This is a genomic window from Actinophytocola sediminis, assembly GCF_054779715.1.
Window position 1 is genome coordinate 110,607 of record NZ_BAAGXS010000001.1, and the last position, 13,741, is coordinate 124,347.

The 13,741-nt window shown below is 71.5% G+C and carries 10 protein-coding genes; 9 read left to right on the forward strand and 1 reads right to left on the reverse strand.

Translation table 11 applies throughout. The annotated features are described in order from the left end of the window. Window positions 1-45: 45 nt before the first annotated feature. From ACYVIP_RS00550 to ACYVIP_RS00570, 5 genes are all read left to right on the forward strand, one after another. Window positions 46-1,329 (forward strand): ATP-grasp domain-containing protein, encoded by a 1,284-nt coding sequence (locus tag ACYVIP_RS00550; protein WP_460390748.1) that lies wholly within the window; start codon window positions 46-48, stop codon window positions 1,327-1,329. After that, window positions 1,330-3,363: a CocE/NonD family hydrolase gene (locus ACYVIP_RS00555; RefSeq protein WP_460390750.1), complete on the forward strand. Its 2,034-nt coding sequence runs from the start codon at window positions 1,330-1,332 to the stop codon at window positions 3,361-3,363. Next, window positions 3,364-4,479, forward strand: a complete 1,116-nt coding sequence (locus tag ACYVIP_RS00560; protein ID WP_460390752.1) for an FUSC family protein — start codon at window positions 3,364-3,366, stop codon at window positions 4,477-4,479. Between the two features lie 67 nt (window positions 4,480-4,546). After that, window positions 4,547-5,449: an alpha/beta fold hydrolase gene (locus tag ACYVIP_RS00565; protein ID WP_460390754.1), complete on the forward strand. Its 903-nt coding sequence runs from the start codon at window positions 4,547-4,549 to the stop codon at window positions 5,447-5,449. After that, on the forward strand, window positions 5,446-7,305 hold the full coding sequence (locus tag ACYVIP_RS00570; protein ID WP_460390755.1) for an acyl-CoA dehydrogenase family protein: 1,860 nt from the start codon (window positions 5,446-5,448) through the stop codon (window positions 7,303-7,305). The genes ACYVIP_RS00565 and ACYVIP_RS00570 overlap by 4 nt, the downstream gene beginning before the upstream one ends. A gap of 18 nt (window positions 7,306-7,323) precedes the next feature. On the opposite strand, the gene ACYVIP_RS00575 is transcribed toward ACYVIP_RS00570, so the two are convergent. Then, window positions 7,324-9,441, reverse strand: a complete 2,118-nt coding sequence (locus tag ACYVIP_RS00575) for a catalase (protein WP_460390757.1) — start codon at window positions 9,439-9,441, stop codon at window positions 7,324-7,326. Between the two features lie 112 nt (window positions 9,442-9,553). On the opposite strand from ACYVIP_RS00575, the gene ACYVIP_RS00580 reads away from it, so the two are divergent. The 4 genes from ACYVIP_RS00580 to ACYVIP_RS00595 are packed head-to-tail and all read left to right on the forward strand — an operon-like array spanning window position 9,554 to window position 13,704. Further along, window positions 9,554-10,078: a hypothetical protein gene (locus ACYVIP_RS00580; protein ID WP_460390759.1), complete on the forward strand. Its 525-nt coding sequence runs from the start codon at window positions 9,554-9,556 to the stop codon at window positions 10,076-10,078. A 37-nt stretch (window positions 10,079-10,115) separates the two neighbouring features. After that, window positions 10,116-10,622 carry a (2Fe-2S)-binding protein gene (locus ACYVIP_RS00585; protein WP_460390761.1) on the forward strand — a complete coding sequence of 169 codons (507 nt, stop codon included), beginning with the start codon at window positions 10,116-10,118 and terminating at the stop codon, window positions 10,620-10,622. Beyond that, window positions 10,619-11,623, forward strand: a complete 1,005-nt coding sequence (locus tag ACYVIP_RS00590; protein WP_460390763.1) for an FAD binding domain-containing protein — start codon at window positions 10,619-10,621, stop codon at window positions 11,621-11,623. Before ACYVIP_RS00585 ends, ACYVIP_RS00590 begins: the two co-directional genes overlap by 4 nt. Next, window positions 11,620-13,704, forward strand: coding sequence for a xanthine dehydrogenase family protein molybdopterin-binding subunit (locus ACYVIP_RS00595; protein WP_460390765.1), 2,085 nt, complete (start codon window positions 11,620-11,622; stop codon window positions 13,702-13,704). The genes ACYVIP_RS00590 and ACYVIP_RS00595 overlap by 4 nt, the downstream gene beginning before the upstream one ends. The last annotated feature ends 37 nt before the right edge of the window (window positions 13,705-13,741 follow it).

Consider the following 13,741-nt stretch of genomic DNA (forward strand, 5'->3'; position numbering starts at 1 on the left):
CGGGAACACGACTCCTCTGCACGAACCGATCGAGGAGGAGTGTCGATGGCGCGGCTGAACATCGTGGTGTTAGGACTGGACGAGGCGAACCTGGAGCTGATGAGACGCGTACCGGACGCGGAGCGGTACGAGTTCCACGGGTTGATGACGATCGACGAACTACAGCTCGACGACGACATCCCGGTCGAGGACCTGCTGGCCGGGGCGCGGGCGCGGATCGCGGCGTTCGACGGGAAGATCGACGCCATCGTCGGTTTCTGGGACTTCCCGGTGAGCACGCTCGTGCCGATCCTGAGCCAGGAGTTCGGGGTGCGGGGCGCGAGCCTGGACTCGGTGCTGCGCTGCGAGCACAAGTACTGGAGCAGGCTCATCCAGCGCGAGGTCATCACCGAGTACCCGCCGTTCGCGCTGGTCGACCTGGACGCGCCCGAGCTGCCGCCCGAGGTGGGGTACCCGTGCTGGCTCAAGCCGGTGAAGTCGTTCTCGTCCAAGCTCGCGTTCGAGGTCACCGACCGACAGGAGTTCGACGAGGCCGTCGCGGCGCTGCGGGAGGGCATCGGCCGGGTGGGGGAGCCGTTCGACCACCTGTTGCACCAGGCCGCCGACCTGCCGCCGGAGATCGCGGCGGCGGGTGGTCAGGCCGCGCTGGCCGAGCGGGCGCTGTCGGGCGACCGGGCGGCGGTGGAGGGCTACGTCCAGCACGGGAAGGTCGTGGTCTACGGCGTGCTGGACTCGTTGATCTACCCCGAGGTGTCCAGTTTCCTGCGCCACCAGTATCCGTCGCAGCTGCCGGCGCGGATGCGGGAGCGGCTGGCCGACGTCTCCCGGCGGCTCATCGAGCGGATCGGCCTGGACGACGCCACGTTCAGCATCGAGTACTTCTGCGACCCGGCGACCGGCGAGATCAACGTGTTGGAGATCAACCCGCGGCATTCGCAGGCGCACGCCGGGTTGTTCGAGCAGGTGGACGGCTTCGCCAACCACCACTACATGATCAAGACCGCGCTCGGTGAGGATCCCGGCGAGCCGGGCGAGGGACCGTACGCGATCTCCGCGCGCTGGTACCTGCGCCGGTTCACCGACGGCGTGCTGTCGCGCGGCCCCACCGAGGACGAGATCGCCGAGGTGCAGCGCGCCATCGACGGCGTGCGGGTGTACCGCAGGGCGCCCGACGGCGAGCGCCTGTCCGACCAGCCGGGCGACAGCTACAGCTACGAGCTGGCCCAGATCGTGGTCGGCGCGGACGGTCCAGAGCAGTTGCGGGACAAGTACGACCGGTGCGTGGCCGCGTTGCGGTTCGAGTTCACCGAAGAGGCGGAGGTGGCCTGATTGCGTGTCGAGACCTCGTTGCCGTACGCGATCAAGGAGATCGACCACGCCTGGATCCCGCTGGCCGACGGGTCACGGCTCGCCGCGCGGATCTGGCGGCCGCTGAGCTCCGATGTGGACCCGGTGCCCGCGATCCTCGAGTACATCCCGTACCGCAAGCGCGATCTCACCTCGGTGCGCGATTCGATCAACCACCCCTACCTTGCCGGGCACGGGTTCGCGGGGGTGCGGGTGGACATCCGGGGCAGCGGCGACTCCGACGGCGTCCTGGTCGACGAGTACCTCGAACAGGAACAGCGCGACGCCGAGGACGTGCTCGCCTGGCTGGCCGACCAGCCGTGGTGTGACGGGCGTACCGGCATGATGGGCATCTCCTGGGGCGGCTTCGCCGCGTTGCAGGTCGCCGCGCGCCGGCCGCCGAGCCTGGGCGCGATCTGCGTGGTGTCGTTCACCGACGACCGCTACGCCGACGACATGCACTACATGCGGGGCTGTCTGCTGTCGGACAACCTCGCCGAGTCCGGCACGATGTTCGCCTACAGCAGCTGCCCACCGGATCCGGCGCTGTCCGGCGAGCGGTGGCGCGAGCGGTGGCTGGCGCGGTTGGACGCGGCACACCCGTGGATCGTCGAGTGGCTCGACCACCAACGGCGGGACGACTACTGGCGGCACGCCTCGCTCTGCGAGGACTACTCGGCGATCGAGGTGCCGGTGTTCGCCGCGTGCGGTTGGGCAGACGGCTACTCCAACGCGGTGCTGCGGATCCTGGAGGGTCTCGACGTGCCCCGCAAGGGCCTGATCGGGCCGTGGTCGCACCGGTACCCGCACCTCGGGGAGCCCGGTCCGGCCATCGGCTACCTGCAGGAGGTGGTCCGCTGGTTCGACCGCTGGCTGCGCGACTCGAAGGACAACGCGGGCGACGCCGGCGAGGAGCCGATGCTGCGCACGTGGATGCAGGACAGCGTGCCACCGTCCACTTCCTACCAACAACGACCTGGCCGGTGGGTCGGCGAGCGCGGGTGGCCGTCGGCCAACATCCGCTACGACGAGCATCCCCTTGCGCCACACCGGATCGCGCCGCTTGGCGAGGACGTGCCGGCCGAGGTGCTGGCCATCGAGTCGCCGCTGTCGGTCGGCCAGTTCGCCGGCAAGTGGTGCTCCTACAACGCGCCACCCGACCTGCCCTACGACCAGCGCGAGGAGGACGGTGGCTCGCTGGTGTTCGAGACCGCGGTGCTCGACGAGCAGTGCGAGATCCTCGGCGCACCAGTGGTCCGGCTCGACGTGAGTGCCAGCAAACCGGTCGCCATGGTGGCCGCGCGACTGTCCGATGTGGCCGAGGACGGCAGTGCCACCCGGGTCACCTACGGCCTGCTCAACCTGACCCACCGCGACTCCCACGACCAGCCGCGACCGCTGGCGCCCGGCCGCCGCTACCGGGCCGAGATCCCGCTCAACGCGGTGGCCCAGGCGTTTCCCGCCGGGCACCGGATCCGGCTCTCACTGTCCACTTCGTACTGGCCGCTGGCCTGGCCGCCGCCGGAACCGGTGCGGCTGTCGGTGCACACCGAGGGCAGCGCGCTGCGGCTGCCGGTGCGGCCGGTCGCCATGCCCGACGAGGTCGCCGTCCAGACGTTCGACGAGCCGGCGGGCGCGGCGCCGCTGGCGACCACGACCCTGAGCCGGCCCGAGTACCGCTGGGACGTCAGCCGGAACATGATCACCTACGAGTCCGCGCTGGAGGTGGTCCGCGACAGCGGCACCGTGCGGTACGAGGACACCGGCATGGAGATCGCCAAACAGGTGCGGGAGCGGTACAGCTGGACCGCCGACGACTTCAGCTCGGTACGCGGCGACACCGAGTGGATCATGACGTTCTCCCGTGGCGACTGGTCCACCAGGATCGAGACCCGCCAGACGTTGACCTGCACGCCGACCGAGTTCCGGGTGCGCGCCCGGCTGGACGCCTTCGACGGACAGACGCGGATCCGGTCCCGCGACTGGGACCACACGGTGCCGAGGGACCAGCTCTGAGTGCGGCTGGTGGACACAGTGGACGGTGTGGCGCGGCGGCTTCGTGACCTGGTCTCGTTGTCCGGCCGTGACCGGGAATGGTTGGTACAGGCGGCGAAGATGGCCATCGCGGCCGTGGTCGCCTGGCTGGTCGCGCGGCTGACCGAGGACCCGCAGTCGTTCATCGCGCCCTACGCCGCGGTGTTCACCATCGGGGGCACCGTGTACCGCTCGTTGTTCGACGCCGCGCGCCAGGTGGCCACGCTGGTGCTCGGGGTCGTGGTGGCGTTCGTGGTCGTGCTGCTGGTGCCCTGGCCACCGGCCGCGCTCGCGGTGGCGGTGTTCGCCGGGATGGTGGTCGGGCGGTGGCACCGGCTCGGCAACGACGGCATCTGGGTCGGCATCGTGGCGCTGCTGATGGTCACCTACGGCACCGCGGACGACGCCGGCTTTCTGGTGTATCGCATCGGTGAGGCGGTGCTCGGGGTCGTGGTGGGCATCGCGGTGAACGTGCTGGTTCTGCCGCCGATGCACCTGCGGGCCGCCGGCCGGGCGGTGGCCGGGGTGAGCGCGGAGATCGAGGAGCTGCTGCGGTCGGTCGCGGACGGCCTGCGCGATGGCTGGGACCAGCACGACGCGCGGCGCTGGTCGCGGCGGGCGCGGGCGGTGGAGACGACGGTGCGGACCGCGGAGGAGACCGCGGGGGACGGTCGGGAGAGCACCCGGTTCAACCCGAGGTGGCTGTGGTCGCGGGACACCCATCCGTCCACGGAGGACTCCGCGCTGACGGTGCTGTACGACGTCGCGAAGCAGACCCAGCACATCACCGAGACGTTGGTGGTGTCCGACGACCCGGACAACACCGCGCCGAGGACCGAGCGCGCGTTCGACGAGATGTTCGCGGTGCTGGTCACCGAACTGGCGCGGGCGGTGTCGACCTACCGCCGGCCCGCGCGGGACCGGGAGCTCGACCGGGACGCCCTGCACGGCGCGCTGCGGTACGCGGGGGAGCGGCGCGCCGCGCTCGCCCACCGGCGACCGGACCAGGAGCTGCCGGCGGACTGGAGCGCCCACGCCGCGGCCCTGCTCGCGGCCGAGCGGGCGTTACAGGTGCTGCACGCCGCCGTCGACGGCTAGCACGACGGCTAGCACGGCGGCTGGCTCGTCGAGCGGCAACGGTGTCCTGGGCCGTAGGGTCGGGACCGTGTTCGATGGATTCGTCCTTGACCGGGTGTTCGGCGGGACGCTGACGCTGCGGGTGCGCCACGGCGGCAGTGGCCCCGCCGTGCTGCTGTTGCACGGCCATCCGCGAACACACACCACCTGGCACCGGGTCGCGCCGATCCTCGCCCGTACGCACACCGTCGTGTGCCCGGATCTGCCTGGCTACGGCGAATCCGACAAGCCGCCCACCGACGCCGAGCACACGCCGTACTCGAAGCGCGCGATGGCCGCCGAGCTGGTCGGGCTGATGACCGCCCTGGGACACAACCGGTTCGCGGTCGCCGGGCACGACCGCGGCAGCTACGTCGCCTTCCGGCTCGCGCTCGACCACCCGGACCGGGTGCGCGCGTTGACCGTGATGGACTCGGTGCCGATCGGCGAGGCGCTCGCCCGCTGCGACGCGCGGTTCGCCAGGGCGTGGTACCACTGGTTCTTCTTCGCCCAGCCGGACAAGCCGGAGCGGGCGATCAACGCCGACCCGGACGCCTGGTACGGCGTCGGCACGCGGACGACCGAGGAACGGCTGGGCGAGGAGAACTTCGCCGACTTCCACCGCGCCATCCACGATCCGGCGACCGTGCACGCCATGCTGGAGGACTACCGGGCCGGCCTTGGCATCGACCGCGCCCACGACGACGCCGACCTCGCCGCCGGCCGGCGGGTGCGCTGCCCGACCCAGGTCCTGTGGTCCACTCAGGACGACCTGGCCGACCTGTACGGCGACGTCCTGCGGATCTGGCGGCGGTGGTCGACCCGGCCGCGGGGCGCGGAGATCGACTCCGGCCACCACATGGCGGAAGAGGCGCCGGCGGCCGTCGCCGGCAACATCATCGAGTTCCTCGGGGTGTGCGGTCGGGAGAACTCGGGTACTGATGACGCATGACCGAACAGGTGGTTCCCGGAGCACTCACGACAGTCCTCGACGGACGGTGGGCCGAGTTGCGCGGCCAGCTCCGGGACCGGATGACCGAGGCGAAGTACGCCGACACCTACGACCTCGACCAGGAGACCCACCGGGCACAGGTGTTCGAGCAGCTGCGGGCGTTGGTCGCGACCGGCCACTCCCGGCTCGGGTTCGACCGCGAGTACGGCGGCGAGGGTGACGTCGGCGGCTCGGTGGTGTCCTTCCAACTGCTCGGGTACGGCGACCTGTCGCTGATGGTCAAGGCCGGCGTCCAATGGGGACTGTTCGGCGGAGCGGTCCAGCTACTCGGCACCCGCCACCACCACGAGCGGTACCTGCGCGACATCATGTCGCTCGACCTGCCCGGCTGCTTCGCGATGACCGAGTCCGGACACGGCTCGGACGTGCAGAACCTGCGCACCACCGCCACGTTCACCGACAACGGGTTCGTCATCGACACCCCGGACGACGACGCGCGCAAGGACTACATCGGCAACGCCGCCCGCGACGGGCGGCTGGCCGTCGTGTTCGCCCAGCTCGTCATCGGCGACCGGTCCTATGGCGTGCACGCGTTCCTGGTGCCGATCCGCGACGAGGCGGGCGACCCCCTGCCCGGGGTACGGATCGCCGACTGCGGCCCGAAAGCCGGCCTCAACGGCGTCGACAACGGACGCCTGTGGTTCGCCGGCGTGCGGGTGCCCCGCGAGGCGCTGCTCAACCGGTACGCCGACGTAGCCGAGGACGGCAGCTACACCAGTCCGATCGAGAGCGACGGACGTCGGTTCTTCACCATGCTCGGCACGCTGGTCCGCGGCCGGATCAGCATCGCGGGCAGTGCGGGCAGCGCCACCCAGCGGGCGCTGACCATCGGGGTCCGCCGCGCCGAGACCCGCCGCCAGTTCCGGCGTCCGGACGACAGCGGCGAGATCGTGCTGCTGGACTACCTTGCCCACCAACGCAAGCTGCTGCCCGCGCTCGCCACGACCTACGCGCTGCACTTCGCGCAGGAGGACCTGGTCGGCATGCTGCACGACGTGCACACCGGCGCTGTGCCGGACGACCGCGCGCAACGGGTGCTCGAGTCCCGCGCGGCCGGCGTCAAGGCGGTGGCGACCTGGCATGCGACCGCGACGATCCAGACCGTGCGCGAGGCTTGCGGCGGCGCGGGCTACCTCGCCGAGAACCTGCTGCCCGGCCTGAAGGCGGACACCGACGTGTTCACCACCTTCGAGGGCGACAACACGGTGCTGCTGCAGTTGGTCGCGAAGGGACTGTTGACCGACTACCACGACAACTTCGCCGACCTCAGCCCGCTGGCCACCGCGCGACTGGTGGCCGAGCAGCTGATGGGCGCGGTGCTGGAACGCCTGCCGGTGACCAAACTCGGCAGCCCCGAGCTGTTCGACCGCGACTGGCAGCGCGCCCTGTTCGCCGACCGCGAGCAGCACGTCCTCGCCGGACTCGCCCGCAGGCTGCGGGCCGCGGCGTCCGCTGGCGGCGACCCGTTCGCGGTGTTCAACGACGCGCAGGACCACGTGCTGCTGGCCGGCCGCACGCACATCGACCGGCTGGTGCTGGACGCGTTCGTCGCCGCGATCGACCGGTGTGCCGACGAGCCGGCCACGGCGTTGCTGAACCGGGTGTGCGACCTGCATGTGCTGGCCACCATCGAGGCCGACCGGGCGTGGTTCCTTGAGCACGGCCGGCTCACGCCGGCGGTCGCCAAGCGTGTCGTGGCGGAGGTGAACGCGCTGTGCCAGGAACTGCGTCCGCACGCGCGCACACTGGTGGACGCGTTCGCGATCCCGGACCAGTACCTGCCCGCGATGACCTGATCAATGTCCTGACGGGGATCAGGCCGGCACCGATGCCGTCGGCCGCTGCCAGGCGCGGTGGTGCGTGAGTTCGGCTGCGAACGCGTCGACGAAGGCGTCGGTCAGGTCGCCGGCCGCCGCCGTGGTGGTGACCACGCCCTGGTCGGCGACCACGGCGGTGTCCGTGGCGAGCCGGACCCCGCGCACGCCGGCGTGTTCGAGCAGCCCGACCCCGGCGCCGAACGCGCCGACCGGCTTGGCGTGTTTGAAGGCCTGGGTGACGAAGTGCGTCGCGTACCCGTCCTCGGCCAGCGCGCGCACGCTTTCCTTGCCACACGGCACGATCACCGCGTCGTAGAGCACCGAGGCCATCGTGTTGATCGCCCGGTCGACGGGCACGTCCGCGCCGCTCGCGTCCCGGACCGAGCCGTCGGTGGGGGCGAGCAGCTCGACCACGGTCTCGCGGTCGCGCAGCGCGTCGCGCACCCGGCCGAGGCCGACGCCGTCGACCCCGTCGGCCACCAGGATCGCGATCCGGCGCGACCGGACGGTGTCCACAGTGGTGTTGAGCTGGCTCAGCGCGGGGGAGTCCTGGCCGTGGTTGGGCATCACCACGCGCGCCGGCGCCGGCACGCCGACGCCGTCGGCGACCCGGGTGGCGAGCGCGTGGTCGACGTGGTTGACCTGGTCGACGACCCTGGCCCGGATGTCGGTGTCGGTCACCTTGCCCAGCTCGAAGCGGAACGCCGCGACGATGTGCTCCTGTTCCGGTGTGGACATGCTGTTCCAGAACAGCGTCGCCTGGCGGTAGTAGTCCTTGAAGCTCGTCGCCCGCCTGCGGATCGTGGTGCCCTCGACCTTCTCCTGGTAGTGCGCGAACACCTCGGGCAACGAGCCGCCGACCACCGGGCACCCGCCGCCGACGGTGTTCTTGGAGTAGGCGGACTGTCCGGTGTGGACTCGCGACTGGTGGTAGCCGTCGCGCTGGTTGTTGGTCACCGGCACCACCGGGCGGTTCACCGGCAGCTGACTGAAGTTGGGCCCACCGAGGCGGATGAGCTGGGTGTCCAAATAGGAGAAGTTGCGGGCCTGCAGCAGCGGGTCGTTGGTGAAGTCGATGCCGGGCACGATGTTCGCGGTGTGGAAGGCGACCTGTTCGGTCTCGGCGAAGAAGTTGTCCGGGTTGCGGTCGAGCACGAGCCGGCCGACCGGCCGCACCGGCACCTGCTCCTCCGGGATGAGCTTGGTGGCGTCCAACAGGTCGAAGTCGAACGCGAACTCGTCGGCCTCCGGCACCAGCTGCACGCCAAGCTCCCACGCCGGGTACTGGCCGGACTTGATGGCGTCCCACAGGTCCCGGCGGTTGAAGTCCGGGTCCTTGCCGGCGATCTGCTGCGCCTCGTCCCACAGCAGCGAGTGCGTGCCGAGTTCGGGAGTCCAGTGGAACTTCACGAACGTGCCCTCGCCGGCGGCGTTCACCAGGCGGAAGGTGTGCACGCCGAAGCCCTGCATCATCCGGTAGGAGCGGGGCAGCGCGCGGTCGGACATCAGCCACATCATCATGTGCAGCGTCTCCGGCTGCAGGGAGACGAAGTCCCACAACGTGTCGTGGGCGGACTGTCCCTGTGGGATCTCGTTGTCCGGCTCCGGTTTCACCGCGTGCACGAAGTCGGGGAACTTGATGCCGTCGTGGATGAAGAACACCGGCATGTTGTTGCCGACCAGGTCGTAGTTGCCGGCCTGGGTGTAGAACTTGATGGCGAACCCGCGCACGTCGCGCACGGTGTCCGCCGAGCCGCGGGAGCCGGCGACGGTGGAGAACCGCACGAACGTCGGCGTGCGCACCGCGGGGTCGGTGAGGAACTCGGCACAGGTGAACGCGGCCAGCGAGTCGTCGTAGGGCTCGAAGTGGCCGTACGCGCCGGCGCCGCGGGCGTGCACCACCCGTTCCGGGATGCGTTCGTGGTCGAAGTGGGTGATCTTCTCCCGGGCGTGGAAGTCCGCCAGCAAGGTCGGTCCGCGCTCACCGACGGTCAGCGAGTCGTCGGTGTGGTCGACCCGCACACCCTGGTTGGTGGTCAGTCGCGAGCCTTCCGCGTCGACCCGGACACCGTCGAGCTGCTGGTCCTTGCGGTCATCGGACGGGTGAGTAGCCAACGAGGACACTCCTTCTACGATCGGTGGTCCCGTTGGCTACCCCGGCCCGCCGGGCCCTATGCGACCCGGCCGCGCGGGGTTGGGCCGGGCCTGGCGGGGTACGCCACCCCGCATGGCTACCGCGCCCCGTGATCGCCCGCTGCTCGGGATCTACCTCAACGACCACCTCGCGGGCGCGACCGGCGGGGTCGACCTGGCCAGGCGAATCGCGGCCGCGGAACGTGGCTGGTCCGAAGTGGACGTTCTCGTGCGCCTGGCACGGGAGATCGAGGAGGACCGGGAAACGTTGCTCGAGCTGATGGCCGCGCTGGCGGTCCCGGTCCGCGGCTACAAGGCGTTGGCGGGGTGGCTGGTCGAGAAGGTCGCCCGGCTCAAGCCCAACGGCCGCGTCGTGACGCGCTCGCCGCTGAGCCGCGTGGTGGAACTGGAGGTCATGCGCCTGGGGGTGGAGGGCAAGGCCGCGGGTTGGCGAACGCTGCGGACCCGCGCCGCCAACGATCGGCGACTTGACCCGGTCCTGCTCGACGCGCTGATCGACCGCGCCCACGACCAGAGCGAGCGGCTGGAGCGGTTGCGCGTGCTGGCCGCGGCCAAGGCCTTCGGCGGCGAGGCCGACGTGGTGGCGCCGGGCGGGTGAGGGTTGGCGTTGGCCGGTACGGGGAACTGCTCACCGCATGGACACTCCGGTCTCCCTGCGGGTGGACGGCACCGAGCACCACCTCACGGTGGACACCCGGACCACGCTGCTGGACGCGCTGCGCGACCGGCTGGGCATCTTCAGCCCGAAGAAGGGGTGCGACCACGGCCAGTGCGGCGCGTGCACGGTGCTGGTCGGCGGCCGGCGGGTGCTGGCCTGCCTGACCCTCGCCGCGACCGTGGACGGCGCCGAGGTCACCACCGCCGACGGGCTCACCACGGCAGGCCACCCGCTGCGGCGCGCGTTCCTCGACCACGACGCCTTCCAGTGCGGCTACTGCACCCCCGGCCAGATCTGCTCGGCGGCCGGGATGCTGACCGAGCTCGCCGCCGGCTGGCCGAGCCACGCGACCGGCGACCTCACCGCGCCGCCGCGGCCGACCAGGGCCGAGATCAGCGAACGGATGGCGGGCAACCTGTGCCGCTGCGCCGCCTACGTCAACATCGTGCCCGCCATCGAGCAGGCGAGGGAGGCGTCGCCGTGAAGCCGTTCACCCTGGCGACCCCCACCGAGCTCGGCGACGCGGTCCGGTTGGTGACCGACGATCCGGCGGCGGTGTTCCTCGCCGGCGGCACCAACCTTGTCGACCACCTCAAACTCGGGGTCGCGACCCCGGGCGCGCTGGTCGACGTCACCCGCGCCACCTCGGCGGAGATCACCGACCTGCCCGGCGGTGGGCTGCGGATCGGCGCGGCGGTGCGCAACAGCGACCTCACCGCCGACCAGCGGGCACGCGAGCGCTATCCGGTGGTGGTGCAGGCGCTGCTGGCCGGTGCGTCCGGACAGCTGCGCAACATGGCCACGATCGGCGGCAACCCGCTGCAACGCACCCGCTGCGTGTACTTCCAGGACGTGACCACCCCGTGCAACAAGCGTGCCCCCGGCACCGGCTGCGCCGCCCGCGGCGGCTACACCCGCTACCACGCCATCCTCGGCGCCTCGGAGCACTGCCTGGCCACGCACCCGTCGGACCTGGCCGTCGCGATGGCCGCGCTCGACGCGGACGTGCGGGTGCTCGGCGCCGGCGGGGAACGCACGATTCCCTTCACCGACCTGCACCGCCTGCCGGGGGAGGAGCCGGACCGCGACACCACGCTCGCCCACGGTGAGCTGATCACCGCGATCGACCTGCCGGCGCTGCCCATGGCCCGGCGCTCGGCCTACCGGAAGGTGCGTGACCGCGCCTCCTACGCCTTCGCGCTGGTCAGTGTGGCGGCCGCGGTGGATCTGGATGGCGGCCGGATCCGCGAGGCCAGGATCGCGCTCGGCGGGGTGGCGCACAAGCCGTGGCGGGCCGGCAAGGCCGAGGCCGTGCTGCGCGGCGCCGAGCCGAGCGACGAGACCTTCCAGGCCGCCGCGGCCGCCGAACTGGCCGACGCCCGCCCGCTGGCGGGCATCGACGGCGGCAACGACTTCAAGATCACCCTGGCCGCCAGGACCATGGTCGCCACCCTGCGTGACCTGACCGGCGGTGATCGGTCATGACCGACCAACTGCGCCCGGTCGCCATCGGCAGCGGTCTCGAACGGCGGGACGGCCCGGACAAGATCGCCGGCCGGGCCCGCTACGCCTACGAGGCCGACGCCGAGAACGCGGCCCACTGCCGCCTGGTGCAGGCCCCCGTCGCCAACGGGCGGCTCGAGTCGCTGGACACGACGGCCGCCGAGCGGGTCGACGGCGTGCGCACCATCCTGACCCCGTTCACCGCGGAGCGCCTGGACCTCGACGGGGGTGAGCTGGCCGCACTGCAGAGCCGGCGGATCTCCTTCCGCGGACAGGTCGTCGGCCTGGTCGTGGCCGACACGCCGGAGGCCGCGCTGCGGGCCACCGAACTCGTCGAGGTCAGCTACACCTCCACGGCACCCGACGTGACGCTGTCGGCCGACCGGGACGATCTGTACAAGCCGGCGAAGGTCAACCCGGCCTTCCAGACCGACACCGCCGACGGGGACATCGACGCCGCGATGACCGCCGCCGAGGTCACCGTCGACCAGACCTACACCACCGCGATGAACCACAACAACCCGCTCGAACCGCACGCGACCACCGCCCACTGGGACGGCGAGCGGCTGACGCTGTGGGACTCCACCCAGAGCGTGCACCGGCTGCGCGGGGTGGTCGCCGACCTGTTCGGGCTCGATCACGACCACGTCCGGGTGATCTGCCCGTATGTCGGCGGTGGTTTCGGGTCGAAGGGCGAACCGCACGTCAACGTGGTGCTCGCCGCGATGGCCGCGCGTGCCACCCCCGGCCGCCATGTCCGGCTGGCGCTCACCCGCCAGCAGATGTTCTCCCTCGCCGGCCACCGCACCCCCACGATCCAGCGCATGCGCCTGGCCGCCGACCGCGCCGGCCGGCTCACCGGCATCGCGATCGACGTCGTCGAGCACACCGCGAAGATCAAGGAGTTCGCCGAACAGACCGGCCTGCCGACCAGGATGATGTACGCCGCGCCGAACCGGGCGACCACCCACCGGCTGGCGGCCCTCGACGTGCCGGCGCCGTCCTGGATGCGCGCGCCCGGCGAGTGCCCCGGCATGTTCGGGCCGGAGGTGGCCATGGACGAGCTCGCGGAGGCCGTCGGCGTCGACCCGGTCGAGTTGCGGGTGCGCAACGAGCCCGAGGTCGACCCCGAGACGGGCAACCCGTTCTCCAGCCGCAACCTCGTCGCCTGCCTGCGGGAGGGCGCGCGCCGGTTCGGCTGGGCCGACCGCGACCCCCGCCCCGGCGTCCGGCACGAGCGCGACTGGCTCATCGGCTCTGGCGTCGCGTCCTCGGTCTACCCGGTCAACCGCATGGCGTACTCGACGGCCACCATCCGGCTGGAGCGGGGGACCTACGTCGTCGAGATCGGGGCCGCCGACCTCGGCACCGGCACCTGGACCACCCTCGCGCAGATCGCCGCCGACGCCCTGGGCGTGGACGTCGGCGACGTGACCACGCGGATCGGCGACACCCGCTACCCGGTCGCGTCGGTCGCCGGTGGATCCTCGGGCATGACCACGTGGGGCTCGGCGGTGGTGAACGCCGCCAGGGCCTTCCGCGACAAACACGGCGACGACCCCGCCGACGGCGCCGTCGCCGACGGCAGCGTGGAGGACAACCCGGCCACCGACCGGTTCGCCATGTACGCCTTCGGCGCGCAGTTCGCGCAGGCGCGGGTCAACCGCGACACCGGCGAGATCCGGGTGCCGCGGCTGGTCGGGGTGTTCGCCGCGGGACGCATCATCAACCCGCGCACCGCCCGGTCCCAGTTCGTCGGCGGCATGACCATGGGCCTGTCGATGGCACTGCACGAACAGAGCGTGCTGGACCACCGCTACGGGCACGTGGTCAACCATGACTTGGCCGAGTACCACATCGCCACCTGCGCCGACGTCACCGACATCGAGGCCACCTGGCTCGACGAGCACGACCCGCACGTGAACGCCATGGGCAGCAAGGGAATCGGTGAGATCGGCATCGTCGGCACGGCCGCCGCGGTGGCCAACGCCGTGTACCACGCCACCGGCGTCCGCGTCCGCGACCTCCCCGTCACCCTCGACAAGGTGCTGTCAGCGTGGTGATCCCCAGGCTCCCGCAATGCCCTGAATGAGGCATTGG